The 24,393-nt window shown below is 65.0% G+C and carries 21 protein-coding genes; 12 read left to right on the top strand and 9 right to left on the bottom strand.

Annotated elements, in window-relative coordinates; translation table 11 throughout:
- Positions 1 to 14: 14 nt before the first annotated feature.
- Positions 15 to 875 carry a universal stress protein gene (locus CMN27_RS00405; protein ID WP_293623407.1) on the top strand — a complete coding sequence of 287 codons (861 nt, stop codon included), beginning with the start codon at positions 15 to 17 and terminating at the stop codon, positions 873 to 875.
- An 89-nt stretch (positions 876 to 964) separates the two neighbouring features.
- Here the strand turns inward: CMN27_RS00405 and CMN27_RS00400 are convergent, their stop codons facing one another.
- Both CMN27_RS00400 and gfa read right to left on the bottom strand, forming a co-directional pair.
- The gene (locus tag CMN27_RS00400; protein ID WP_293623406.1) at positions 965 to 2,128 is read right to left on the bottom strand and encodes a zinc-dependent alcohol dehydrogenase; all 1,164 of its coding nucleotides are present in this window, start codon (positions 2,126 to 2,128) and stop codon (positions 965 to 967) included.
- 174 nt (positions 2,129 to 2,302) lie between these two features.
- Positions 2,303 to 2,869, bottom strand: a complete 567-nt coding sequence (gfa, locus tag CMN27_RS00395; protein ID WP_293623404.1) for an S-(hydroxymethyl)glutathione synthase — start codon at positions 2,867 to 2,869, stop codon at positions 2,303 to 2,305.
- Between the two features lie 192 nt (positions 2,870 to 3,061).
- On the opposite strand from gfa, the gene CMN27_RS00390 reads away from it, so the two are divergent.
- The 3 genes from CMN27_RS00390 to CMN27_RS00380 are packed head-to-tail and all read left to right on the top strand — an operon-like array spanning position 3,062 to position 5,974.
- Positions 3,062 to 4,225: a M48 family metallopeptidase gene (locus CMN27_RS00390; protein WP_293623402.1), complete on the top strand. Its 1,164-nt coding sequence runs from the start codon at positions 3,062 to 3,064 to the stop codon at positions 4,223 to 4,225.
- 19 nt (positions 4,226 to 4,244) lie between these two features.
- Positions 4,245 to 5,039 (top strand): thiosulfate oxidation carrier protein SoxY, encoded by a 795-nt coding sequence (locus tag CMN27_RS00385; RefSeq protein ID WP_293623400.1) that lies wholly within the window; start codon positions 4,245 to 4,247, stop codon positions 5,037 to 5,039.
- Positions 5,039 to 5,974, top strand: coding sequence for a quinoprotein relay system zinc metallohydrolase 1 (locus CMN27_RS00380; protein WP_293623461.1), 936 nt, complete (start codon positions 5,039 to 5,041; stop codon positions 5,972 to 5,974). The genes CMN27_RS00385 and CMN27_RS00380 overlap by 1 nt, the downstream gene beginning before the upstream one ends.
- 17 nt (positions 5,975 to 5,991) lie before the next feature.
- Here CMN27_RS00380 and CMN27_RS00375 read toward each other — a convergent pair whose 3' ends face one another.
- Positions 5,992 to 7,284, bottom strand: a complete 1,293-nt coding sequence (locus tag CMN27_RS00375) for an NAD(P)/FAD-dependent oxidoreductase (RefSeq protein ID WP_293623398.1) — start codon at positions 7,282 to 7,284, stop codon at positions 5,992 to 5,994.
- Positions 7,285 to 7,556: 272 nt separating this feature from the next.
- Positions 7,557 to 7,853 (bottom strand): c-type cytochrome, encoded by a 297-nt coding sequence (locus CMN27_RS00370; RefSeq protein WP_293623396.1) that lies wholly within the window; start codon positions 7,851 to 7,853, stop codon positions 7,557 to 7,559.
- Between the two features lie 302 nt (positions 7,854 to 8,155).
- Here CMN27_RS00370 and CMN27_RS00365 point away from each other — a divergent pair, with 302 nt between their 5' ends.
- The 8 genes from CMN27_RS00365 (at position 8,156) to CMN27_RS00330 (ending at position 16,790) form a co-directional block, all read left to right on the top strand.
- The gene (locus CMN27_RS00365) at positions 8,156 to 9,169 is read left to right on the top strand and encodes an ABC transporter substrate-binding protein (protein WP_293623394.1); all 1,014 of its coding nucleotides are present in this window, start codon (positions 8,156 to 8,158) and stop codon (positions 9,167 to 9,169) included.
- A complete protein-coding gene (locus CMN27_RS00360; RefSeq protein ID WP_293623392.1) occupies positions 9,150 to 9,938 on the top strand; it encodes an ABC transporter permease in 789 nt (262 codons plus the stop codon). Before CMN27_RS00365 ends, CMN27_RS00360 begins: the two co-directional genes overlap by 20 nt.
- Entirely contained in the window at positions 9,935 to 10,732 is a 798-nt protein-coding gene (locus CMN27_RS00355; protein ID WP_293623390.1) for an ABC transporter ATP-binding protein, read from the top strand. The genes CMN27_RS00360 and CMN27_RS00355 overlap by 4 nt, the downstream gene beginning before the upstream one ends.
- Entirely contained in the window at positions 10,729 to 11,481 is a 753-nt protein-coding gene (locus CMN27_RS00350) for an ABC transporter ATP-binding protein (RefSeq protein ID WP_293623388.1), read from the top strand. Before CMN27_RS00355 ends, CMN27_RS00350 begins: the two co-directional genes overlap by 4 nt.
- Positions 11,481 to 12,479, top strand: coding sequence for a PQQ-dependent catabolism-associated beta-propeller protein (locus CMN27_RS00345; protein ID WP_293623386.1), 999 nt, complete (start codon positions 11,481 to 11,483; stop codon positions 12,477 to 12,479). Before CMN27_RS00350 ends, CMN27_RS00345 begins: the two co-directional genes overlap by 1 nt.
- Before the next feature lie 2 nt (positions 12,480 to 12,481).
- Positions 12,482 to 13,717 (top strand): amino acid ABC transporter substrate-binding protein, encoded by a 1,236-nt coding sequence (locus tag CMN27_RS00340; RefSeq protein ID WP_293623384.1) that lies wholly within the window; start codon positions 12,482 to 12,484, stop codon positions 13,715 to 13,717.
- Positions 13,718 to 14,080: 363 nt separating this feature from the next.
- Positions 14,081 to 14,887: an ABC transporter permease gene (locus tag CMN27_RS00335; RefSeq protein ID WP_293623383.1), complete on the top strand. Its 807-nt coding sequence runs from the start codon at positions 14,081 to 14,083 to the stop codon at positions 14,885 to 14,887.
- Positions 14,888 to 15,278: 391 nt separating this feature from the next.
- Complete coding sequence (locus CMN27_RS00330; protein WP_293623381.1) at positions 15,279 to 16,790, top strand: BCCT family transporter; 1,512 nt, start codon at positions 15,279 to 15,281, stop codon at positions 16,788 to 16,790.
- Between the two features lie 153 nt (positions 16,791 to 16,943).
- On the opposite strand, the gene CMN27_RS00325 is transcribed toward CMN27_RS00330, so the two are convergent.
- From CMN27_RS00325 to CMN27_RS00305, 5 genes are all read right to left on the bottom strand, one after another.
- Positions 16,944 to 17,261, bottom strand: coding sequence for a hypothetical protein (locus CMN27_RS00325; protein ID WP_293623379.1), 318 nt, complete (start codon positions 17,259 to 17,261; stop codon positions 16,944 to 16,946).
- A 274-nt stretch (positions 17,262 to 17,535) separates the two neighbouring features.
- Complete coding sequence (locus CMN27_RS00320) at positions 17,536 to 19,836, bottom strand: TonB-dependent receptor (protein WP_293623377.1); 2,301 nt, start codon at positions 19,834 to 19,836, stop codon at positions 17,536 to 17,538.
- Positions 19,837 to 20,000: 164 nt separating this feature from the next.
- Complete coding sequence (locus CMN27_RS00315; RefSeq protein ID WP_293623375.1) at positions 20,001 to 21,272, bottom strand: histidine kinase; 1,272 nt, start codon at positions 21,270 to 21,272, stop codon at positions 20,001 to 20,003.
- A gap of 64 nt (positions 21,273 to 21,336) precedes the next feature.
- Positions 21,337 to 21,978, bottom strand: coding sequence for a response regulator transcription factor (locus CMN27_RS00310; protein ID WP_293623373.1), 642 nt, complete (start codon positions 21,976 to 21,978; stop codon positions 21,337 to 21,339).
- A 720-nt stretch (positions 21,979 to 22,698) separates the two neighbouring features.
- Positions 22,699 to 24,210, bottom strand: coding sequence for an aldehyde dehydrogenase family protein (locus CMN27_RS00305; protein WP_293623372.1), 1,512 nt, complete (start codon positions 24,208 to 24,210; stop codon positions 22,699 to 22,701).
- Between the last annotated feature and the right edge of the window lie 183 nt (positions 24,211 to 24,393).

Raw genomic sequence — 24,393 nt, 5'->3', positions numbered from 1 at the left:
ATCGAGGAGACCTCATGAGCGATCGCCACGTTACCGCCTGTATCGACGGTTCGGCCTATTCCGAAGCGGTCTGCGATGCGGCGGCGTGGGCCAGCCTGCGTCTGGAGATCGGGCTGACCTTCGTGCACGTCATCGACAAGACCGGGCGCGCGGCAGAGTCCGACGTCAGCGGGCAGATCGGCCTGGGGTCGCGCGAGCACCTGCTATCCGAGTTGGCCCAACTCGACGAACAGCGTGCACGCCTGGAGCGCGAGCAGGGCCGCATCATGCTCGATGCCGCCTGCGAACGCGCCGCCGCCGACGGCGTGGCGAATGCCACCTCGCGCCAGCGCCACGGCGCGCTGGCCGAAACGCTGGTCGAAATGGAAAGCGAAACCCGCCTGCTGGTGCTCGGCAAACGCGGCGAAACCGCCGACACAGCCCACGAGCATCTGGGCTCCAATCTCGAACGGGTGATTCGCTCGCTGCATTGCCCGATGCTGATTACGCCGCCGAATTTCAGCGAACCGCAGCGTATCGCGGTAGCCTTTGACGGCAGCCGTACCTCGAAGGCGATGATCGAACGTCTCGTGGCCAGCCCCTTGTTCGCGGGTGTGGCCTGTCATCTGGTGTTCGTGGGCAAGGCCAGCGACGACTGCCGCCACAAGCTCGACGAGGCCAAGGCCGCGCTCGACGCCGTCTGTAGCGAGGTCAGCATCGCCGTGCTCGAGGAGGGCGAGGTCGAAGCCACGCTACGCGCCTACGAGCAGTCCCACGATATCGACATGCTGGTCATGGGCGCCTACGGTCATTCGCGCATCCGTCATCTGCTGGTGGGCAGCACGACCACGGAAATGATCCGGCATGCGACTTTGCCGGTGCTGATCCTGCGCTAGCCGATTCTTTTCGGGCAAGAAAAAGGGGCGATTGATCGCCCCTTTTTTCGTTCGGCCTGCAGGCCTGTGGCGTTTTCAAACGCCTTTCATCACGGCGTCATGACCACCTTGATGCAGCCGTCTTCCTTGGCATTGAAGTTGGCGTAGGCCTCGGGCGCGTCGTTCAGTCCGTAGCGATGTGTGATGATGAACGACGGGTCGATCAGGCCCTGTTCCACGGTATTGAGCAGGCCCTTGAGATAACCCTGCATATGGGTCTGGCCGCCCTTGACCGATAGCGACTTGTTCATCAGCGCGTTGATCGCGAAACCGTCCACCTTGTCGGTATAGACGCCCGGCAGCGACAGCCGCCCGCCCTTGCGCACCGACATGATCATTTCGTTGATCGCATGCGGATGATTGTCTTCGGTGGAATCCGCGTTGCGGCGGATTGCTTCCGGATCGCCCTGACCGTGGGCTTCGGCGCCGACACAGTCGATACCGCAGTCCGGGCCGCGCCCGCCGGTCATATCGAGCAGCTTGCTGTAGACGTCTTCTTCTTCGAAGTTGATGACTTCAGCGCCGGCTTTGTCGTGGGCCAGCTTCAGGCGCTCCGGTACGCGATCGATGGCGATCACGCGGCCGGCGCCCATCATCCAGGCACTGCGAATGGCGAACTGGCCGACCGGCCCGCAGCCCCAGATGGCGACCGTGTCGCCGGCTTCCATATCGCACTGGTCGACGGCCTGATAGCCGGTCGGGTAGATATCCGACAAAAACAGCAGCTGATCATCGCGCAGGTCGGATTCGACCTTGATCGGGCCGACGTCGGCATAGGGCACGCGCACGTACTCTGCCTGACCGCCGGGGATGCCGCCGAGCACATGCGAATAGCCGAACAGCGCGGCCGGGGAATGCCCCATCAGCTCGGCGGCCTGATCGGCGTTCGGATTGGAGTTGTCGCACAGCGAATACAGATGCTTGTTGCAGAAAAAGCAGCCGCCGCAGGAAATGGTGAAGGGTACGACCACGCGGTCACCCTTTTTGAGATTGTTCACCGCCGAGCCGGTTTCCACGACCTCGCCCATGAATTCGTGGCCGAGCACGTCGCCGGCCTGCATGCCGGCCATCAGGCCGTTGTAGAGATGCAGATCGGAGCCGCAGATCGCGGTCGCGGTGATCTTGATGATGGCGTCGCGATCCTGCTGAATCTTCGGATCGTCGACGTTGTCCACGCGTACGTCATGGGTACCGTGCCAGGTGAGTGCTTTCATGAGGCGCTCTTGTTCGAAAGGTCGAAGCGGCATCCTGCATGCGGGCAAGGCCGCCTGGAATGCGCAATTCCACTGAACCTGCCGCCGGGAAAAGACTTTTGCCCTGGCCGCAGCAAAGCGCTCGAGAAAGCCGCCGGCTCGGCCCCAGCCGGCGGCAGGTTATACAGAGCTCTCCTAGAGCACGCCTTTTTGCTTGGCGGTATGGGTCGCGATCACGTCCATGAGTGTGGGCGACAGGCAGTCGTAGGGTTCCAGGCCGGCATCGTGCAGGTGACGGCGGATCTCGCCCATACGGTTCGGATCGGTGCCGGCTTCGATAATCGACGACACGAAGGCCGCGAACTGGGGCGGTTCCCAGCCCTGCTCGTCGGAGAGCTCGGTATGAATGAAGTCGAGGCCGTAGAACGGATGCTTGCTGTCTTCGATATGCCCGACCATGTGGGTGCCGCAGTCGGTACAGGCATGGCGCTTGATCGCCGCGTTCTCGTTGACGACCTTCAGTTTCTTTTCGTTTTCGCGGATCTTGACGCTGTCGCTGGGCACCACTGCGATCTGGGCGAAGGTCGCGCCTTCGGGTTTCCAGCACATCGTGCAGCCGCAGACATGGTTGTGGGCGCACTGGGAAGAAACCTCGACCTGGACAGGGTCGCTGCTGCAGCGGCATTTCAGCGTACCGCCGGAGAAATTCTCCGCGGCCGGCGTCATGCCTTTATCGACGCTGGGATGTATCGTGATCGTCATGGCTGTTCCTCGTCTCGCAATGAATCGATTTATGGGCCGTCGGCCTGTTATATGCCGGCTTTTGCGCCGGTTCTCGATTCACACTACGCCCTCGGTTAAGCCGATCAAATGCGACGTAAGCCGGGTGCCGCGAACGGGCGAGGCCCCGTCGTGGTTGCGTCGACGATGAGCGGGGCGGCGCTGTTCGGGTGCATGAGTGCCTGGCTGTTGGGCGGGCTGGTGTTCGAGGCGATCGTTTGTCTGCGCCAGTGGCGCCATCTGGCCGCCGCGCTGCGCTCGCCTTCGCAGCAACGGCTTCTGCGCTACGGGCAGCGGCGGGCGCTGTTCCAGTGGTTGGCGGGTTTCGAACGGGTCGCACGTATCGCGTTCTGGCTGGCTACCGGCGCGCTCGCAGGCCTGTATGCCGCCCTGCAAGCATACGGCGGCGTCGGTGTGCTCCTGTTTGCGGTCGTATTCGCGGCCCTCGATCAGCTGCTGTGCGAAATACGCCTGTGGGCACGCTGGTGGTGCGTCGACCGCGCGGCCGGCATGTCCACAAGCACGGTCGGCGCCGTCGCGGGCGACAGCGCCCGTCGTTTAATGATCAATTCGATGCTCGCCGTGCCGGCTTGCCTGTGGATTCTGTGGCCGTTCGCCGTGGCGCCCTTCGGCTGGGCCTGGCCGGCCAGCGGCGTGCTGATGATCGCGGGTATCGCGTTTCTTTTCTGGGCGCGCCCGAACCTGATCGCGCCCCTGTTCGAGCGCTTCTCGCCGCTGGCGCCGGGCGAGCTGCGCCGCCGCCTCGACGCCATGATGCAGCGCTGCGGCACGCGCCTGGAGCAGGTGCTGGTGGTCGATACCTCGCGCCGCTCGCGCGGAGCCAATGCCTATTTCACCGGCCTGGGGCGATCCAAGCGGGTGGTGCTTTCGGATACGCTGATCGCGCATCTGTCGGCAGCGGAACTGGAGGCCGTGATGGCCCATGAGCTCGGTCATTACCGCTGTGGTCATCTGCAGCGTTTCTATGCCAGCCAGGCGCTGCTTCTGTTTGGCGGTTATCTCGCGATCGGCATGGCCGTGGCATGGGCGGATCTGGCGGTGGCGCCGACCGTGCTCGCGGTGGCGGCCTATCTGATGCTGCCGGCTCTGGGCTGGCCACTGCAGGCCTGGCAGTCCGCGCGTCGGCGTCGCTACGAATACGAGGCCGATGCCTATGCCGCCGAACACGCCCAGCCGGGGGCACTGATCTCGGCGCTGGAGAAGCTGCTGGCGAACAATCTCACCGCGCCGACCATGGACCGCTGGTATGCCGCAGTGTTTGCAACGCATCCGCCCGGCGCCGCAAGGCTGGCCCGTCTGCGCGCGATCGATGGCTAGGGCGGGACGGCGCCAGGGCATGCGCGCGGGCACAGGCCTGCTATGGCTGTGCCTGTTCGGCTATGCCCTCGGCGCACAGGCCGCGGGCACTGCGTCGATACCGGCCGACCCGCTGGATTCGTCGCGCTGGCGTTATATCGTGGCCGAGCATTTTCGCGATGCGCGGCTCATGTTCGACGAGCGCGTGCAGGTGCGGGCGCCCGACGCGGTCGAGGACGGGCGGGCCACGCCGGTTTTCGTGCGTATATCCGGTCTGGACGACGTACGCCGCATTCGCGTGCTGGCCGATGCCGTCGCGCCCGGCGCGGTGCTGGATTATTTTCCCGACTCGGGGGCCGCAGCCCGCGATTTGAGCCTGGGTTTTGGTCTGCGGCTGGCCCAGGCGACGCCGTTGCGGGCGGCCGTACTCACCGGCGACGGCGTATGGCATATCGGTGGCCGCTGGATCGATGCCCAGGGCGGCGGCTGTGCCGCGCCAAGCATGACCCTGCCCGAGAGCGCGGGCGCAGGCAAAGGCCTGGCGCCTGGCATCGAGGCCCGTGCCTGGCCGCGACCGGCGGGCTATCAGCGCCTGAAGTTTCGTATCCAAGCGCCGGCCTCGGCCCGCGAGTCGTGGCCCGCGATCACGCAGATCACCATAAGCGATAGCGCAGGCAGGCTGCGGGCGCGTCTCGTCCCGGGCAAAACCCTGGACCCCACGGCGGTATTCACGCTGGATATCGCCAGTCGCGAACCGCTGCATATCGACGTGCGCGATGCCCGGGGGCAGCGCTACGAGAGGGGCGTTGGCTCGGCTGCCAGGGCGCTGCCGTGATGTGGGCGCGTTGTATCGTCGTGCTGTGCCTGTGGTTGCCCTGCGCCGTCGCCCCGGCGTTCGCCGATGGCTATTACGATCTGGCCCCGCAACGCATCGCCCCCGATACCTATGTGTTCCTCGGCGCGTTGGAAGCCTTCGATTTCGACAACCATGGCGCGGTGGCCAACAGCGGCTTCATCGTGACCGAGCAGGGCGTGGTGGTCATCGATACCGGCCCTTCACGGCTCTACGGCGAGGCCATGCGTGCGGCCATCGCCCGCGTGACCGAGCGCCCGGTGGTGCGGGTGTATATCACCCATGCCCATGCTGATCATTTTCTGGGTAACAACGCGTTCGCGGGCGTGCCCATTGCCGCGCTGCCGGCCACGGCGCAGACCATTCGCAGCGCCGGCGAGGCGATGGCGCGGCATCTCTACGACCGCGTCGGCGCAGCCATGCGCGGCACGTCGGTCGTTGTCCCCGACGAGATCATTGATCGCCGCGCCGACCCGCTCGTGGACTACGGCGATCATCGGCTCGAACTGATCGCCACGGCCGGCCACAGCCCGGCCGATCTGATGATTCTGGATCGTCGTACCGGCGTGCTTTTTGCCGGGGATGTCGTCTTCCACGACCGCGCCCCGGCCACGCCGCATGGCGATTTCGCCGGCTGGCAGCGTGCGCTGACGACCGCCGCCGACAGCGGCTTTCGTATCGTGGTGCCGGGTCACGGCCCGGTGGCAGAGAACGACACACCGCTCGAGCAGACCGGCGCCTATCTGCGTTGGCTGGCCGAGCGCCTGCGGGCCGGTGCGGCGCGTGGCGACAGTGCTGCCGAACTGATGTTCGAACCGCTGCCGCCGCGCTGGGCGGCGCTTGCCGTGCAGCCGGCCGAGTACCGGCGCTCGGTGACGTATCTCTATCCGGCGCTGGAAGGGGCCACGCTCAAGTAGGATAGCCCGGGGCGAGGTTAGCCGAAGCTGTCGCGCACGATGTTCTCGTACCAGGCCCGGGCATAGTCGGCTTCGGCCGCACGGGTCTGGCGATCGGCCGCCAGCGCGGATATGCCGCCTGCGTTGGCGAGGGCGGCGAGCGTATCGCCATCGAGCCGGTATACCTCGGTGATGCTGATGCCGTAGTCCGGGGCGACCAGGCTGTAGCAGGCGTTGATCAGCCGTGTTTCGGCCACCGGCTCGCCGGCCAGCTCGCGGGCGATGGCATGGGCACAGAGCTTGGCCTGCATATTGGCGGCATAGGCGGATTTGGGCATGGGCTCGGCGCGTGCAGCATCGCCGATCACGTGCACGCCGGCGTGGCCGGGCACCGAGAAATCGTGGGCGGCGACCGGCACCCAGCCGGCGGCATCGGTCAGCCCGGCGTCGTGGGCGAGTCGGCCGGCCCGCTGCGGCGGGATGATATTGAGCACGTCGGCTGCGTATTCGTCGCCGCCGACCGTACGCACACGCCGGCTTTGCGTATCCACCGCCACCACGCGCGCGCCGTCGCGGCGCCCGCCACGCCACTGCAGGCGTTCGCCGTAGCGTGCACCCCAGCCGGTCCGAAACAGCGGCTCCTTGGAAAAATGATCCTTGGCGTCGAGGATCAGCACTTCGGCCTGCGGCTTGTGCTGCTTGAGAAAGTGCGCGATCAGGCTGGCGCGCTCGTAGGGGCCGGGCGGGCAGCGATAGGGGTTGTCCGGCACGCTGATCACCACGCGCCCGTTGTCGGGCATGGTTCGCAGCTGCTGGCGCAGATTGCGCAGCTGGTCGGCGCTGCCGGGCCAGGCATGGGGAATACGCGCGACATGGCCGGGGCCATAACCGTCGATCGCGGCCCAGTCAAAATCGATGCCGGGTGCGATCACCAGCCGGTCGCCGCCGATGCTGCGGCCATCGGCCAGGCGGATGCGCCGGGCGGCGGGCTCGACCCCGTCGATATCGGCATGCAGCACGCGAACGCCCGCCGCGCTCAGGCCGGCGTGGCTTTGGGTGATGGAAGAAATCGGGCGCAGGCCGGCGATCACCGCATTACAAAATGGGCCGGTGACGAAACGGGGCTGTCGATCCACGAGCGTTACGCGAACCTCGGGGGCGAACTGGCGCAGGGCGAGCGCACAGCTGGCGCCCGCGAAACCGCCGCCCGCGATGACCACCGAAGGGGGCGCGGCCCGGCCGCGGCCAAGGGGCAGGCCAAGCGCGCCGAGCGCGGCCGCGCCGGCCAGCCCACGCAGCAGGGTTCGCCGATCGTTAGGAAAGCTCTGCATAACCTGTCACGGTCGCGCCGGCGTGCTTTGCGCGCGATGACCAGCAAGTGAGAGCGTAGCGTGCCCAAGCCAATAACACGTGGCACGGTAGCGAACACTGACGCCGCTCAAGCGCGCGCAAAGCCGGCGGCCGCAAGCGGTTCGGCCTCACAGACGCCGCGGCTGCGTTGCCAGGCTTGACCTGCCAATAAGGCAGGCGCTGCGCTCCGACGCCTTGCCGCACCGTCTGTGAGGACTCGAACGCGAACCGCGAGAGGTTATGCAGAGCTTCCTTAGGGGGCATGGCGCCGGTCGTCGTCGACGCGGTCGAGCGCGGCGAAATGGTCGGCCAGGGCCGCGGTCTGGGCCTCGTCGTAGGCGGGGGCGATACGATTCATGATCGTGCCTTCGCCGTTGCGAAATGCCTGCATGCGATCCATGAACCGGCGTCGATCCATGCCGGCCAGGGTCGGCAGGCCGGACACGGAGCGCCCCTCGGGGCCGTGACAGGCAGTGCAGGCGCCGGCCAAAGCCTCGCCTTCGCCCGCAGCCAGCACAGCGCTTGCGAACACACTCAGCAGCGCCGCCATGGTCCATGCCCGGTATCTCATCCATTCGAAACTACGCCCGCCGCGGGCGGGCGGCAAGCGCGAGATGGGGGCGCGGTGACCGGCGCGGGGTCGTTCCAGGGCATCGATCGAGCCGGGCGGTCTGCGACTATTCGCGGGCTTGCGCGCAGCCGCCGTTAGCGGGCAATTTAGAATTTCAAACAACGATATATCCACGTCCGTGCTCGAACGCGGCGGGATGACGAATAACGCGGTCGGCCAAAGAGCCGACCCAGGGCGACGGTGTCGAGGCGGTGCGGCCGAGACGTCGGGCAGGAGATTCAATGACGACACCCGCAGGTGGCGCAACACGGCTATGGCTGGCAGGCCTGATCCTGCTCGTGTCGTGGCTGGCCGGCTGTGCGCCCGATACGCCGGAGAACGCCGACGCGCCCCTGCGTATCGGCGTACTCAAGTTCGGCACCGTCAGCTGGGAGATGGATACGATCCAGCGCCACGGCCTGGCCGAAAAACACGATGTGGCCATCGAGGTGGTACCGCTGGCATCGGAGAACGCGCTGGCGGTGGCCCTGCAGGGCGGGCGCGTCGATCTGATCGTCTCCGACTGGCTTTGGGCCGCGCGTCAGCGCGCCGACGGCCGGCGTTATCAGTTCGCCCCCTATTCGCGGGCCGTGGGCGCGGTCATGGTCAATCCGGCCTCGGGGGTGACCACGCTGGCCGATCTCGACCGCAAGAAGCTGGGCATTGCCGGTGGCCCGGTGGACAAGACCTGGCTGCTGCTGCGTGCGTACGCCCAGAAGACCCATGGCCTCGATCTCGAACAGGCCGTGGAGCCAACCTATGCCGCGCCGCCGATGATCAATCGGCTGCTGCTCGATGGCGATCTGCCGGCGGCGGTGAACTTCTGGCACTACAACGCACGCCTGTCGGCACTGGGCATGCGACCGCTGGTCAGCGTGGAGCAGATGCTCGAAGGCCTGGGTATCGATACGGTACCGCCGCTGCTCGGCTGGGTCTTTGCCGAAGACTGGGCCGACGAACACCGCGCCGAACTGCAGCATTTTCTGGCCGCCAGCCAGGACGCCAAGCGCCTGCTCGACGAGTCCGACGAGGCCTGGTCGCCGCTTGAGCCGATGATCAAGCCGGAAAGCGAGGCCGTGTTCGCCGCCATTCGCGACGGCTATCGTGCCGGCATCATCAAGCGCTACGGCGCCCCGGAGATCGCGGCGGCCGGACAGCTGTTCGACGTGCTCGCCAGCGAAAGCGATGGCCGTCTCACCGGCGGTGTCACCCGGCTGTCGCCCGATGTGTTCTGGGATGGCTATCGCCAGCCGTGAAGTAGCGCCGGGGCGTTTGCCCGTGCACCGGCGTCCGGCGCTGGTGCGTGCGGCGTCGTTCGCAGGTCTGGTGGCGGCATGGCAGATCGTCGCACTGGTCGCCCGCAGCGACGTGCTGCCCGGGCCGCTGGCGGTGCTGGATGCGCTGTTCGCGCATACGTTGTCGGGCGAGCTGCCTTACCACCTGGTGATCACCCTGGCTCGCGTGGCGGTGGCCTTTTTGCTGGCGATGGCCATCGGCACCGCGGTGGGTATTGCGCTCGGACGTTATCGCCAGCTCGACCTCGTGTTCGACGGCGCGCTGGTGCTGGGGCTCAATATCCCGGCGCTGGTCACCATCATTCTCTGCTATGTGTGGTTTGGGCTGAACGACGTCGCCGCGGTGCTGGCGGTCGCGCTCAACAAGATTCCCACCGTGGTGGTCATGGTGCGCGAAGGCGCACGCGCGGTGGACCCCAAACTGCTCGCCGTGGCCCAGGCTTACCGTGTGCCTCGGCTCGTGACCCTGCGGCGGGTGTTTCTGCCCCAGCTCTATCCCTATCTGATGGGCGCGGCCCGCAGCGGCCTGGCGCTGATCTGGAAGATCGTGCTGGTGGTGGAACTGCTCGGGCGCAGCAACGGCGTGGGGTTCCAGCTGCATGTCTATTATCAGTTCTTCGATATCGCCGCCATTCTTGCGTACACGCTGGCGTTCGCCGGCGTGGTGCTGCTCATCGAAGCCTGGGTGATGCGCCCGCTCGAGAACCGGCTCACACGGTGGCGGGCATGAGCGGTCTGAGTATTCATATTCGTGAAAAGCGCTTCGACGGTGCCGCCGTGCTGGGCGAATGCACGATCGAGGCCGCGCCGGGTGAGTTCATCGCGCTGGTCGGCCCCTCCGGCGCCGGCAAGAGCACGCTATTGTCGCTGGTGGCCGGCCTCGACGAGGACTACGACGGCGACATCCGCTGGCACGGTCGGCCGCTGTCGGCGGCCGGTCAGTCGCCGGCGCATATGGGCATGATGTTTCAGGAGCCGCGACTCATGCCGTGGCTGAGCGCGCTCGACAACGTCAAGCTCGCCGAGGCCGAACGCTGCGCCCGCGAGCCGGGCTATCGGTCGCGGGCGGCGGCGCTGCTCGAAGAAGTCGGCCTGGGCGAGGCGCTGCACGTCTGGCCCAATCACCTGTCGGGCGGCATGCAGCGGCGGGGGGCGCTGGCCCGGGCGTTCGTCGTCGAGCCGCAGCTGTTGCTCATGGATGAGCCGTTCGTATCGCTGGACATGCCCACCGGCAATCGCCTGCGCCGTTCGTTGCTGCGCCTGTGCGAGCGCCAGCGCCCGCTGGTGCTGTTCGTCACCCACGATCTGCGCGAAGCGCTGGCACTGGCCGATCGCGTGTTGTTCATGGGCGATACGCCGGCCCGAGTGCTGCTCGATCACCCGGTCGAGAAGGCAGCGGGCCGGGATCTGGAAAGCGCCGATGTGGCCGCGGCCCAGCAGGCGCTGCTGGCCCGTTATCCGCGGCTGCTCTCCGGCATACTCGAAGCGAACGCCGTACCGGCCACAGACAAGGACACCGTATGAGCCAGGCTGCGCTCAAAGTCGATGGCGTGAGCAAATCCTATGGCCCGACCAAGGCGCTAGACGGCCTGTCGCTGCGCGTCGAGCAGGGCGAGTTCGTGGCCCTGCTGGGCCCCAATGGTGCCGGCAAGAGCACGTTGTTCCAGCTTCTGACCGGACTGTTCGTGCCCGACGAAGGCGCGATCGAAGTGGCCGGCCACGACATGCGGCGTAATGCCCGCGCGGCGCTGGCCCGGCTCGGCGTGGTGTTTCAGCAACCCACGCTCGATCTCGATCTGAGCGTGGTCGCGAATCTGAAGTTTCATGCCCGCCTGCACGGCATGGGCAGAAAAGCGAAGCCGCGTATCGATGAAGAACTTGTGCGTATCGGCCAGGCCGAACGAGGCCGGGACCCGGCCCGGGCGCTGTCCGGCGGCAACCGCCGCAAGATCGAGCTGGCCCGGGCGCTGCTGCACGAGCCGGCCCTGCTGCTCATGGACGAGCCCACCGTGGGCCTCGACCCCGGCTCGCGCGAGCTGCTGGTCGACTATGTCCACAAACTCTGTGCCGAGCGCGGCATGGGTGTGCTCTGGGCGACCCATCTGGTCGACGAGGCCGAACGTGCGCACCGGGTGATCGTGCTGCACAAGGGCCGCCGCATCGCCGTGGATACGCCGCGCGCACTGTGCGAACAAACCGACACGACCTCGCTGGGGGCCGCGTTTCTGGCCCTCACCGGCGAGGCGCCGAAGAAAAAAGAGGAGACCGTCTGATGCATTGCAATCGATACCCGAAGGCCCGGCTGGCCCTGGCCGCGGCGTGGCTTGCCGCAAGCCCGGCGCTGTTCGCGGCCGGCACTGGCCAGGTGTATGTCTCCAGCGAAGACGACGACGTGGTCACCGTCTTCGACGGCCAGAGCCTGGAAAAGATCGACACCATCGCGGTATCCGAGCGCCCGCGCTGGCTCGCCTTTTCGCCCGACCACAAAAAGTTGTATGTGGCCTGCGGTGACGACGACTCCATCGATGTCATCGACGTTGCCCAGGGCAAGGTCGTTGATCGCCTTACCGATATCGACGATCCGGAAATCTTCGCCATCGGCCCCGACGGCAGACATCTGTATATCTCCAACGAGGACGATGCCCAGTTCACCATCTACGACATTGGCGCCAAGAAGGCCGTGACGCGAATCGATGTTGGCCAGGAGCCTGAAGGCGTACTGGTCACGCCGGACGGCAAGACCGCCTACGTGACGTCGGAGGTGGCAAACATGGTGCACCGCGTGAACCTCGACAGCCACGAGATCGAAGCCAATATCGTTGTCGGTAACCGGCCGCGGCGTTTTGCGCTGTCCGAGGACGGCAACACGCTCTGGGTCACCAACGAGCTGTCCGGCTCGGTATCACTGATCGATACGCAGACTAATGAAGTCAGTGACACCATCGAGTTCAAGCCGCAGGGCTTTCGCCCGGAAGACGTCACCCCGGTGGGCATCAAGCTCGCCGATGACAGTCGGCAGGCCTTTGTCACCCTCGGGCGCGCCAACCACGTGGCCTTCGTGAATACGAAAACGCATGCGGTGGAAGACCATGTGCTGGTCGGCGATCGGGCCTGGGGTATCGCCCAGAGCCGTGACGGCAAACAGCTCTATGTCACCAACGGTCTGTCCGACGATATGTCGATCGTGGATATCGACCAGCGCAAGACACTGCGCTCGATTGCCGCCGGTCGGGTGCCGCATAGCGTGGTGATCGACACGCGCGCCGAATGACCATGGGCCGTGTTGCAACGACGCCGCTGCTGCGAATGGTGCAGCATGCGGGCCTGCCGGTCCTTTGCCTGGCTGTAATGCTCTGCATGCTGCCGGGTCTGGCCGTCGCCCAGTCGGATCTCGAAGCATTCGAGCTGGGCTATATCGGCTGGAACGACGACCCGCGCTATTCGCCGGCGCGCATCGAGCACGAATACCAGGGCGAGCCCTGGGGCCGACCGGTCGAAGGCGCGCGCGTGGCCGTCGACGAGGCACGTTTTCCCGGCATCGCGGCGGGGGTGAAGTTTGGGCTGGACGAGCAACTCGTTTCGAATACGCGTGAGGTGCTTAAAACCGTACGCCGCATGCGCGATGGCGGCACCCGCTTCATCCTGCTCGATCTGCCGGCCGGTACCGTCTCTAGAGTCGCGGCCGAGTTCGCCGGCGATGAGCTGACGTTGTTCAACGTCGCGGCCCACGACGACCGTCTGCGCGGTGCCCACTGCCAGGCCAATCTGCTGCATACGATTGCCTCGGATGCCATGCGCAACGATGCGCTGGCCCAATATCTGGTGTCGCGTCAGTGGAAGAAGGTGCTGTTGCTGGTCGGCCCCGAACCGGCCGACCAGGTGCTGGCCCGGTCCTTTCGACGCTCGGCGGATCGCTTCGGCCTGAATATCACCGGCCGGCGTGAATTCGTGCTCGGCAACGATCCGCGTGAGCGCGAGCACAACAACCCCAGACTGCTCACGTCGGGCGTGGATTACGACGCGGTCTATATCGCCGATACCCAGGGCGAATTCGCCCGCAACGCCAATTTCGCCATTCAGAAGCCCCGGCCGGTGGTCGGCAGCGCAGGGCTCGTGCCACAGGCCTGGCACTGGGCCTGGCTGCGCCACGGCGCCCGGCAGCTCAACAATCGTCTGGAAAAGAAGGCCAACCGTCACATGACCGCCTACGACTGGGCCGCCTGGGTGGCGGTCAAGGCGGTGGTCGAAGCCGTGCAACGCACCGACAGCACCGACTACGAAACCCTGGCGGAGTACATTCGCGGCGACGCAATCAATCTCGACGGCTTCAAGGGCTATCGCATGGGCTTTCGCGACTGGAACGGCCAGCTACGCCAGCCCATATTGCTGGGCAGCGGCAACTGGGTGGTCGCACGCGCACCGCTGGACGGTTTTCTGCACCCGGACAACTATCTCGACACGCTCGGTTTCGACCCGCGTGAAAGTACCTGCAAGCTCGCGCGAGACTGATCTGGAAAGACACCGTCCGAAAATGAACGCGAATAAACGCAAATATGACGGCAGATGGAAGACAAGAAAGCAGCACAAAGCGAAGAAGCCAGTGAGGTTTTATAAAGAAGCTTGGCCTAGCGGTCGTGGCGGGCAGTCGACGCGCCGTGGAAGCGTTGTCTCGAGCCAGCGGATGCCAAACAGGCTATCTATGGTGTACCGGGCCAGCGATTTCTTTTCTTATTTGCGCTCATTTGCGTGCGTTTGCGGACAAGAAGCCTTCGCGAACGAAAACGGCGTGTTTAACGAGCACGACGGGCCGAGGTTGCGCGTCGGGCGAGTACCACGGCGGCGCGTGCCGACGCATAGACCGAAAGGATTGTCATGCCGCGATTGAGCCATGTTCTGCAAGCATTGACCGCGGTTTCCTCGCGCGAAACCGTCAAGTTCATGCATCAGCGCGGGCGGCTGGCCTCGGCCGTGGTCCGCCCGAGCCTGTGGCTGTTGATCTTCGCTGCCGGCTTCAAGAACGTCTTCGGTATTTCCGTACTGCCGCCCTACGACAGCTATATCGAATACCCGGTTTATGTGGTCCCCGGGCTGTTGGGCATGGTGCTGCTTTTCAACGGCATGCAGTCATCGCTGGCCATGGTCTACGACCGCGAAATGGGGCTCATGCGCCTGTTGCTCACCGCGCCTTTGCCGCGCTCGGTGCTGCTGGCCTGCAAGCTGCTGGCGGGCACGTTTCTGTCGGTGCTGCAGGCGTACGCGTTTCTCCTCGTGTGCGCGTTGTTCGGCGTCGATCTGCCCTGGTGGCCGGGCCTGCTTGCCGTACTGCCCGCCCTGATCCTGACCGGTCTCATGCTCGGCGCGCTGGGTCTGCTGCTGTCCGTTTATATCAAGCAGCTTGAGAACTTCGCCGGCACCATGAACTTCGTGATCTTTCCCATGTTCTTCCTGTCGCCGGCACTCTATCCGCTTTGGCGGCTACAGGAATCGGGGGCGACCGTGATCTACCAGCTATCGCGTATCAACCCCTTTACCCACGGCGTGGAGCTGGTGCGTTTTGCCCTCTACGGCCAGATCAATCTCGTCGCACTGGCGGTCGTCGCCGGTACGCTGATCGTGTTTTTCGCATTGGCCGTCTGGGGCTATGATCCACAGCGCGGACTGGTGCGGCGCAAAGGGTAGCTGCGGTCGCGCCTCGGCCCGGGGGCCGGTGAGCACCGGCTCATCCCCTGTTTCCGGACACGCCGTTACGGCCGCGCCTGGCTTGGTTCAGTGGTTTTTCGTCGCCGGCGCCAGGCACTGGAGAGCGTTCGAGGCGCCGTTGCTTTATTGTGCGATCCCCGGTCGTTTGTCATGAACGACTTGCCCCAGCGGTTTCACCCCCCGGGGCTGGGGTATCTTCATCCAACCCGATTCAGGCCCAGGCCCGACGTGCACCGGCAGCCGTTGCCGTGAACGCCGGCTGGGCGTGATGCCGGCGGCGCCTGCGTGAAGCCGTCGCCCAGAAACGGAACGTGCATTGAACGACTCGACTTACAGTACAGGGCACGACGCCGTGTCCCGACATGGGCCCATGAAACTCGTGGGGCGGGTTTTCTATCCGGTGCTTCTGCTGATGGCCCTGCTGATCGGCGTGACCGTGGCAGCACCCGAGGCGACCAAGCAGGCCTTCGACGAAATCCTGGCCTGGATGGTCCACTACTTCGGCTGGTATTACATTTTCGTATGCGCCGGCTTCATCGGGTTTTCGATCTGGGTGGGCTGCAGTGCGTTCGGCAAGCTCCGGCTGGGGCCCGATGATTCGCGGCCGGCGTTTTCGCGCCTGTCGTGGTACACCATGCTGTTCTCTGCCGGAATCGGCATCGGCGTGATCTTCTATGGCACCGCCGAGCCGGTGGCCCACTACCACAACGCGCCGCGACAGCTGACCTCCGAAACGGTGGAAGCGGCACGCTATGCCGTGCATCTGGCCTGGATGGAGTGGGGCGCGGCGCCCTTTGCCATCTATATCATCGTCGGCCTGGCGCTGGGGTTCGCCACCCATCGACGCGGCCGGCCGCTGGCTATTCGCTGGGGCCTGGAACCGCTTCTGGGCCGCTGGGTGCACGGCTGGGTGGGCGACTTGATCGATATCGTTGCCATCGTCAGCACCGTGTTCGGGCTGGCGACATCGCTCGGGCTGGGGGTGATTCAGATCAACGCCGGCCTGGACTTTCTCAACCTGTTCGATGCCTCGCTGGATCTGCGGGTCACCATCATCGCGTTGATCAGTCTCGCTGCCGGCGTATCGGTATTGTCCGGCCTGTCGCGAGGGATCAAGTGGCTTTCGAACCTCAATATCGCGCTGGCGCTGGTTCTGCTGCTGCTCGTGTTCTTTGCCGGGCCGACGGTCTTCATTCTCAAGGCGCTGACGTCGTCGTTTGGCTACTACTTCCAGAACATCCTGCAGTCCAGCTTCGAGACCGATTTCGCCACCGGTAGCGACCAATGGCAGTCCTACTGGACGGTCTTCTTCATGGCCTGGTGGATTGCCTGGGGGCCGTTCGTCGGCACGTTCCTGGCGCGCATCTCGCGCGGGCGTACGGTGCGGGAGTTCACGCTCGGCGTACTCATCATACCCACGCTCGGCATTTTCGTCTGGTTCGGCGTCATGGGCTGGGCCGCGCTGCATCGCGAAATGATGGGCTCGGGCGGCCTGGGCGATCTGCCGGCGCAGCTGGTGATATTCGAGTACCTCAGCGATCTGCCGTTCGCGTTCTTCAGCTCTCTGCTGGCGATCGTGCTGATCGTGACCTTCTTCATCACCTCCGCCGATTCCGGCGCGTTCGTGGTGTCGGTGCTGTCCACCGGCGGTCTCGAGCAACCGCCGGTGCTCACCCGCGCGTTCTGGGTGATCGTACAGGGGCTGGTGAGTATTTCCCTGGCGGTTGCGGGCGGGCTCGCCGCGCTGCAGACCGCCTCGCTGGTCGGCGGGCTGCCGTTTTCGGTGGTGATGATTCTGATGTGTATCGCCGTGGTGAAGAGCATGCGCATGGAACTGGCGGCAAAACACGCCGCCACGCCTGCGATGCCGAATAGCGGTTAGCCAGGCATAGGACTAGCGGGCGGCACTCGTGCCGCCCTGTTCGAACGACGAAACGCCGATTGCCCGCCATGCTGCGTCGACGAATACATCCCTGTGGGCGGCCGCGCCACGGCCAATAGCCGCCGGCAGTCGGCGTGCGTCCGTGCCGTGGGCTTAGCGGGCGAACACGATCCGCCAGATGCTCGTCCGGGCGCGATCGAACGTAGCCGGGCCGTACTCGTGAGTGGCGGTGTCGTTACCGAGGCCGGCCAGATCGGCGGCGAGCAATCGGCCGAAGCGCCGCAGGCGGTGGCGTGCCATGAACGAGAGTACGGCGATGACGCCGAACACGAGTCCGCCGACGGGCTCGCCATGCAGCATGGCAAGACTCAGGCCCAGGCAGATCACGCCGTTGAGCACGAGCACGCTGTCGTATTCACGGATATTGGTCAGTCGTTTGTGGAGCAGCGACCGGGCGTCGGTCATGTTCATCGTTTGAGTTCTCGGGGGAGGTTGTCACGGCACGCCCGAGTATCGGCGCGCCGAGCGCCGGATGAAGTGTTTCCGGTCAAGTATTTTTCTTTTTCAAGCGGCCGGCCATGCCGTCTTCGCCGGGGCGTGTCGTGGGCATGACCGACCCGGCCGATATCCGGTCGAAAACCTTCGCTGCTCCGTGCTGTCGAGGCATCGAAAAACAGGCGGCCGACCCGCGTTTGGGACCCGTTCCCTGCGGGCCGGCGCCTGCCGGAGGAGATCGAAGAAGAGGCTATAGCTCCACGCGCACGCCGCCCCAGATGCCGCGCGGCGCGCCGGGGCCGATGAAGCGACTGGCGTCGTCGTAGCGATCACCTTCGAGCACTTCGTCGGCTTCGCCGTAGAGGCCGAAGGTTTCGTAGTCGGAATCAAGCAGGTTGTTCACCCGGATGAACGTCGTGATGCGGTCGGTGATCTTGAATGCGGCGTTGGCGTTGACGATGGCATAGCCATCGATCTTTTCGTTGTCGGTGTTGGATTCGTCGCCGCGATAGATCTGATCACCGTTGCCGACCACGTCCATGCCCAGGCGAAGCCGGTTTGTCGGCGCCCAGTCGATGCCGACGTTGAACAGATGTTCCGGAATGAGGGGGATACGATCGCCGGGTTCGACCTGCTGGGTCGGGTCTTCGCCGGGTGCGGCGTCTTCATCGGCCAGCGGGTGGTTGGGCGAATTGGTGATGAACGAGTCGCGAAACTCGGCGTTGAGATAGGTGTAGTTCGCCGACAGTCGCCAGCGTCCGGCGAAGGCCCAGTCCAGACCCAGTTCCACGCCCTGACGCCGGGTTTCGCCAACGTTGTCGAAATAGCCTTCGAAACGCGATTCGGCGGCGATGAAGAGGATGTCGTCCTGGTTGTCCGAGCGGAACACGGCCGCGTGCCAGCGCAGGTCGTCGTCGCCGCCGCGCAGGCCCAGTTCGTAGGTGGTGGTGACCACCTGTTCCAGCGGCGGATCGTCGACGAAGCCGTTGGGCAGCCGACACGGCGCATCCGGGTTGGCACAGGTCAGCTCGACCGGCGTGGGCGCGCGCGACGACTGCGACAGGCTGGCGAAGCTGGTCAGGTGGTCGTTGACCTGCCAGGTCAGCCCGCCGGCCAGGTTCAGGCGCTTGAACTCGTGATCGCCGGACAGGCTGGTGTCGTCGTCATCGTCGCCGCCGGCGAATTCCACCTCCGGCGAGGTGTCGTGCAACGAGATCGATGTACGGTTGTAGCGCCCGGCCAGCGTCCCTTCGAGCGTCTCGGTGATCGGCACACGTTGCAGAAAGAACAGGCTGGCGGTGCTGTTGTGGGCCGACACGCCGGTCAGCGATTCACCGGAGACGATGCCGCTGCCCACGGTGCCGCGCTCGTCGGTGAGGCTGGCCAGTTCGGTCTGCTGCGAGAAATCGCTGCTGGCGTAGTCGAGGCTGGTGCCGACGATCAGCTCGCCGCCGAGCACGCTGTTCTGCCGGCCCTGCAGGTTCAGACCGAAGCCGTTTTCCTTGGTTTGCGAGGTGTTTTCGGTGCCGCCGATCACGCCGTCGCGGGCCACCACCGGATTGCCATCGGCATCGAAGACGATTTCCTCGTCGCCGCCGTCTTCGGCTTCTTCGCAGAGCAGGCCCGCATTGGCGGCGTCTTCGCAGTCCTCGAACTCGGAGCCGTCGCCGTTGAAGGTGTTGATTTCGGTACGTCGATAGTAGGCGCCCCAGGCCAGGGTAAAGTCGTCGCTGTAGTCGCGGGTGCCGCGCAGGTTGAACATCACCATGTCCGGGTTGGTTTCGTCCGGGTAGGTGAACACCGCATCGCGACCTTCGGCGTCGGCAAGCTCCGCCGGAATCGCGCCATTGCCGCGCAGGCTGTTGTCGGCGGCGGTGATCGAAAAATCCAGGGTGCCGTGGTCGGTGAGCGTGGAAAACTGGGTGAACAGCTGGGCCACGTCGGAATCGGAGAAATCGCGCCAGCCGTCTTCGGACACGCCCTGGGCCGCGAAGTACCATGCGTCGGTGCCGTTGTTGCCGCCAGCCTGCACATGGCCGCCGAAACGGCCGAAGTCGCCACCGAACAGCTCGGCCTCGGCGCCTTCATAAGTGAAGCCGGTCCTGGTCTTGATCGATACCGCACCGCCGAGCGTGTTCTGGCCGAACAACGGGTTGGCCCCCGGGATCAGATCGATCGAATCGATCGCGACCTGCGGTATCAGGTCCCAGTTGACGGTGTCGCCAAAGGGCTCGTTGATACGCACGCCATCCTGGTAGATCGACAGCCCCTGCGGCAGTCCGAGCAGGGGCGAGGCGGTATAACCGCGGTAATTGAGGTCCGGCTGGAACGGGTTGTTGGTGGCGTCGTTGACGTGGACGCTGCCCAGCTCCTGCTGCATGAACTGGTTCAGGTTGAGCGTTTCGCCGCGTTCGATGCGCTGGCTTTCGGCGTGTTGCACGTTGGCCGGGTAGCGGTCGGCGTCCACCTCACTGCCGGCAAAAGGCGTGGCGCCGATGATATCGATGCCGCCCAGTTCGAGTGGCTGGGCGGTGGCGCTATGTCCACCCATGACGCATACCGCGCCCACCGTAAGGCCGAATCCCCTGCGATAATTCATTTCTCCCCCGCACTGTTCTTATTATTTAGTGCTATTGAGTCTCGACCGGGGCAATTGCTTCGCTCAATGGGAATTCTTCCCGGTATCGAGGGTATACGACCATTTGCTGACACCGCTCATGCGAGTGGAATATCGGCATGAATATGGGTGCCGTGGCGGCGGCGACTGTCCACCTGCAGCTGCCCGCCGAGCAGGTCGATACGTTCGGCCATGCCGGAGAGCCCGACGCCGGGCCGGCAGACCTGCGAGTCGAAACCGTCGCCGTCGTCACGCACATCGACCCGAAGTCGGCCGGCCTCCAGGCCGACCGTGATATCGATGCGTGACGGGCGGCCGTGGCGCAGGGCGTTGGTCAGGGCTTCCTGGACCAGGCGGAATACATGAATGGCGACCGCGGTGGGCACATCCGCCAGGCGATCGCAGCCGGTATAGGCCAGTGATACGTCACGATGGCTGCGCTGGCGACTCGCCACATGATCCTCCAGAGCGGCATCGAGGCCGAGTTCGTCCAGGCCCGGCGGGCGCAGGCGGCGCATCATCAGCCGCGTCTGGTCGTAGATGCGCCCGGCCACCGCGGCAATCGCCTGGGCGGACTCGGCCACCCCGGCCGGCAGACGGTCGCCGCGTGCCAGAATACCGGCCGCATCGGCGCGAATCGCGGTCAGGCTCTGGCCGAGTTCGTCGTGCAGTTCGCGGGCGATGTTGTGGCGTTCGTCTTCCTGGATACGCAGGGAATGTTCGCGCAGGCGCCGGTTTTCGTGCTGGGCGGCATCGAGTGCGGCCGCCATGTGGTTGAATTGGGCAGCGATGCCGTCGAACTCGGGCAGCGAGAAGCGGGGCAGGCGGATGCCGTAGTCGCCGTGCTCGATACGCGCGAGCGCGGCGTCGATACGCCGTACCGGCACGAGCGCGCGCCCGAACAGCCGATAGACCACCGCGATTGTCGCCAGATAGAACACGACCAGCAGTGCGAGCAGGCCGCGTGTGTCCTGCCAGGCTTCGGCGATTTCGTCGTCCGGGTCGGCCAGGATCACCATCGCGTGGTCGGGCGCGACCATGAGTCGGCGTTCGGGCAGGGTCTCGGGTCGGGTCAGGGCCGCAAACCAAGCCGGTGCGCCGGCCGATTCGGGGTTGGTGCAGCCGCCGCTTGGCGACGCACCGCGCCGCTCGATCAACGACAGGCATAGATGGCGCAGATGGCCTATCTCGGAGAGCCGGCGCGCGGCGCCCAGGGCGTCGTCATCCCTGCGGATCGTGTTATCGACCAGGTCGCCGGCCAGGGCGATGCTCGCCTGCATCTCTTCGCTCACCGCACGCTGGGCATTGTGGATGACCAGCCAGACCGCCGCGCCGAGAATGGCGGCCAGCAGCAGCGTCACGGCAAACATCAGCCGCTGTCGCAGGCGCAGTCGCGCCCCGATCCGCTGGCGCGGGGGCGTAGCTTGAGTCTGCCTAGAGCCCGACGACACCGGTACGAATCGCCAGTCGGGTCAGCTCGGCGGTGCCGCCCACGCCCAGCTTCGCGCGCAGGCGCGAGGCATGGTTGGCAACGGTCTTGGGGCTGACGAACAGCTCCTCGGCAATATCGGTCACGCTCATGCCCGAGGCCACGAGGCGAAAAATCTCGAACTCGCGCGAAGACAGACAGGCCAGCGGCGACGTGCTGTCCTGTGCCGAGGCGACGATATCGTCAGCCAGGCCCGGGTCCAGATATTCGCGCCCGCAGGCCACCTGACGCACGCCCTCGATCAATACGTCGGCCACCGCCCGTTTGCCGATATAGCCGGTCGCGCCCGCGGCCAGCGCACGGCGCACGAAAATGGCTTCTTCGTGTACCGAAAACACCAGCACCCGTGTACCCGGGTGACGGCTGCAGATACGTCGCGTGGTTTCGATGCCGCTCATGCCCGGCAACGACAGGTCCATGACGATCACGTCGAAGTTGTGCTCGCGGCACAGGGCATAGGCGCGTTCGCCGCTATCGGCCTCGCCGGCGACTTCGATATCGCCGGCCAGCTTGAGCAGGCGCGCATAGCCGGCGCGCACGACGGCATGATCGTCGACGAGCAGAACCCGGATCGGCTGCTTGGGCATGGCAAACTCCTGACGCATTCGAGTACGCATTGGGCCTTACGATAGCGTAATCGAATACCGGTCCGGGTGCGCCAACCCGGCGGCGGCAAAAGAAAATTCTCGATTGTGCCAAGTTCGGGCTGTGGCGTAAGTACACGCGCCCCGGCCTCCGAGCGGTCGGGCTTTATTGGCCCATCACCTGCTTGCTCGAGACAAGTCAGCGGCGTTTCATAGATAACCAGAACGCCATTTATCCGCAGATTACGCCGATTTGTTGATTTGGCCAGGGTGGGCAACCGAGCGCTTTGGCGTGTTGGCTTCGCTGGCACTCGCGGTAGGGAATGGTTCGCAGGTCGACGCATATATAGCAGCGCAAAGACAGGACAACCCGGTCGTTCGATGCCGTCCAGCGCATGTGGCGCGCTCTTTCATCTGTGTAATCTGCGAAATCTGCGGTTGCTCCTGAGCAACGAAGCCATCTCGCGGTCGATGAGCGAACTGCGCGCATATCGTGCTGCGCCTGCGGGCCGGCTTTAGCGTTCGGCGCGAACATAAGCCCCTTAAGCTCCGCGCGATCTGCCTTTTGTCTTATTCGCGTGTCTTCGCGTTCATTCGCGGACAATCTGCTTGTTGGGTGCCGCCGGCGGTCCATCCATAAATCAATAAAGAAAAAGCCAGCTGCAGGGCGCAGCCGGCTTCGGGTACATGGCCGCCGAGGGGGCGCGGCGGCCGTGTGCCGGGCTACAACGACACCGTCACTGTCTTGGTTTCGGTGTAGTTGTTGAGCACCTGGGCGCCCATCTCGCGGCCCCAGCCGGACTGCTTGTAACCGCCGAACGGCAATGCCGCGTCGAAGATGTTGTAGCAGTTCACCCATACCGTGCCGGCACGCAGCTTGGCAGCCAGCTTGTGCGCGCGGCCGATATCCTGGGTCCATACGCCCGAGGCCAGGCCGAACACCGTGTCGTTGGCGCGGTTGACCAGATCGCGGTCGAAGTCGGAGAACTTCGTCGCCGTGACCACCGGCCCGAAGATCTCTTCCTGTACCACCTTCATATCGTCGGTTACGTCGGTCAGCACGGTCGGTTTCACGAAATAGCCGTCGCCGTCGCCGCGTTCGCCGCCGGCCGCGGCCCTCGCGCCCTGGTTTTTGCCGGATTCCAGATAGCCGGTCACACGGTCGAACTGGGTACGCGATACCAGCGGGCCCATCTGGGTTTCCGGATCCAGGCCCGGGCCAAGCTTGATGTTGCGGGCGAAGTCGGCCACGCCTTCGACCACCTGATCGTAGATCTTTTCATGCACGAACAGCCGCGAGCCGGCCGCACAGCACTGGCCGTGGTTGAAGAAAATCGCGTTCGCCGCCCCCGGAATGGCTTTTTCCAGGTCGGCATCGTCGAGCACGATGTTCGGCGATTTACCGCCCAGCTCCAACGATACCTTCTTGAGGTTGCCCTTGGCCGCATCGACGATCAGCCGGCCTACTTCCGTGGAGCCGGTAAAGGCGATCTTGTCGACCATGGGATGGGCGGCGATCGGCGCGCCGGCGTCTTCGCCAAAACCCGTGATGATGTTGGCCACGCCGTCCGGCACACCGGCTTCCTGCATGATCTCGGCGAGCTTGAGCCCGGATAGCGGGGTTTCCTCGGCCAGCTTCATGACGATGGTATTGCCGGTGGCCAGCGCCGGGGCCAGCTTCCAGGCAGCCATGAGCAGCGGGAAGTTCCAGGGGATGATCTGGCCACACACGCCCACCGGTTCACGCCGGGTATAGGCATGCCATTCGGCACCGGGCGCATAGGGCACGGTGGGGGTGATCATTTCGCCGTTGAGCTTGGTGGCCCAGCCGGCCATGTAGCGAAACATCTCCGCGGCCAGCGGCACGTCGGCGGCCCGGGCGATGGAAATCGGCTTGCCGTTGTCCAGCGATTCCAGCTGGGCCAGCTCTTCCTGATAGTCCATGATCAGATCGCCGATCTTCCAGACGATCTGTTGGCGTTCGGCGGGTGCCATCCTCGTCCACGGGCCGTCGTCGAATGCCCGGCGCGCGGCCTTTACGGCCTTGTCGACATCCACCTTGGTGGCCGCCTGAGCCTGGGCGATGACCTGGTCGTTGGACGGGTTGTAGACATCGAAGGTCTCGCCCGATTCACAGGCCACCCACTGGCCGTCGATGAGCATCTTGCGTGGGCTGTCGATGAATTGCTGGACATTCGGCTCGAGCGATACTTCAGAAGCAGCTACTGCACACATATCGATTCTCTCCTCCATCGGTTTTTATCGCGCCGGCAACGCTGTGCCGGCACACGGTTCTTTGTATGGTCGTCGTAGCAACGGCGACACCACGATCGAGAATCGCAAGATCCAGGCCATTCACAACTCGCTTTTAAAACAGTCGTTTGAAAGAGGGCGTGCTCACCGCATGCCGTTGTCACT

The organism is Salinisphaera sp., assembly GCF_002729955.1.
Classification (GTDB): domain Bacteria; phylum Pseudomonadota; class Gammaproteobacteria; order Nevskiales; family Salinisphaeraceae; genus Salinisphaera.
This window is presented reverse-complemented; position numbering and strand designations above follow the sequence as displayed.

Bases quoted from the DNA above. Each gene is read 5' to 3' on its own strand.
- CMN27_RS00405 (WP_293623407.1), top strand. From the start codon at position 15: ATGAGCGATCGCCACGTTACCGCCTGTATCGACGGTTCGGCCTATTCC.
- CMN27_RS00400 (WP_293623406.1), bottom strand. From the start codon at position 2,128: ATGAAAGCACTCACCTGGCACGGTACCCATGACGTACGCGTGGACAAC.
- gfa (WP_293623404.1), bottom strand. From the start codon at position 2,869: ATGACGATCACGATACATCCCAGCGTCGATAAAGGCATGACGCCGGCC.
- CMN27_RS00390 (WP_293623402.1), top strand. From the start codon at position 3,062: ATGAGTGCCTGGCTGTTGGGCGGGCTGGTGTTCGAGGCGATCGTTTGT.
- CMN27_RS00385 (WP_293623400.1), top strand. From the start codon at position 4,245: ATGCGCGCGGGCACAGGCCTGCTATGGCTGTGCCTGTTCGGCTATGCC.
- CMN27_RS00380 (WP_293623461.1), top strand. From the start codon at position 5,039: ATGTGGGCGCGTTGTATCGTCGTGCTGTGCCTGTGGTTGCCCTGCGCC.
- CMN27_RS00375 (WP_293623398.1), bottom strand. From the start codon at position 7,284: ATGCAGAGCTTTCCTAACGATCGGCGAACCCTGCTGCGTGGGCTGGCC.
- CMN27_RS00370 (WP_293623396.1), bottom strand. From the start codon at position 7,853: ATGGCGGCGCTGCTGAGTGTGTTCGCAAGCGCTGTGCTGGCTGCGGGC.
- CMN27_RS00365 (WP_293623394.1), top strand. From the start codon at position 8,156: ATGACGACACCCGCAGGTGGCGCAACACGGCTATGGCTGGCAGGCCTG.
- CMN27_RS00360 (WP_293623392.1), top strand. From the start codon at position 9,150: ATGGCTATCGCCAGCCGTGAAGTAGCGCCGGGGCGTTTGCCCGTGCAC.
- CMN27_RS00355 (WP_293623390.1), top strand. From the start codon at position 9,935: ATGAGCGGTCTGAGTATTCATATTCGTGAAAAGCGCTTCGACGGTGCC.
- CMN27_RS00350 (WP_293623388.1), top strand. From the start codon at position 10,729: ATGAGCCAGGCTGCGCTCAAAGTCGATGGCGTGAGCAAATCCTATGGC.
- CMN27_RS00345 (WP_293623386.1), top strand. From the start codon at position 11,481: ATGCATTGCAATCGATACCCGAAGGCCCGGCTGGCCCTGGCCGCGGCG.
- CMN27_RS00340 (WP_293623384.1), top strand. From the start codon at position 12,482: ATGGGCCGTGTTGCAACGACGCCGCTGCTGCGAATGGTGCAGCATGCG.
- CMN27_RS00335 (WP_293623383.1), top strand. From the start codon at position 14,081: ATGCCGCGATTGAGCCATGTTCTGCAAGCATTGACCGCGGTTTCCTCG.
- CMN27_RS00330 (WP_293623381.1), top strand. From the start codon at position 15,279: ATGAAACTCGTGGGGCGGGTTTTCTATCCGGTGCTTCTGCTGATGGCC.
- CMN27_RS00325 (WP_293623379.1), bottom strand. From the start codon at position 17,261: ATGAACATGACCGACGCCCGGTCGCTGCTCCACAAACGACTGACCAAT.
- CMN27_RS00320 (WP_293623377.1), bottom strand. From the start codon at position 19,836: ATGGGTGGACATAGCGCCACCGCCCAGCCACTCGAACTGGGCGGCATC.
- CMN27_RS00315 (WP_293623375.1), bottom strand. From the start codon at position 21,272: ATGTTTGCCGTGACGCTGCTGCTGGCCGCCATTCTCGGCGCGGCGGTC.
- CMN27_RS00310 (WP_293623373.1), bottom strand. From the start codon at position 21,978: ATGCCCAAGCAGCCGATCCGGGTTCTGCTCGTCGACGATCATGCCGTC.
- CMN27_RS00305 (WP_293623372.1), bottom strand. From the start codon at position 24,210: ATGTGTGCAGTAGCTGCTTCTGAAGTATCGCTCGAGCCGAATGTCCAG.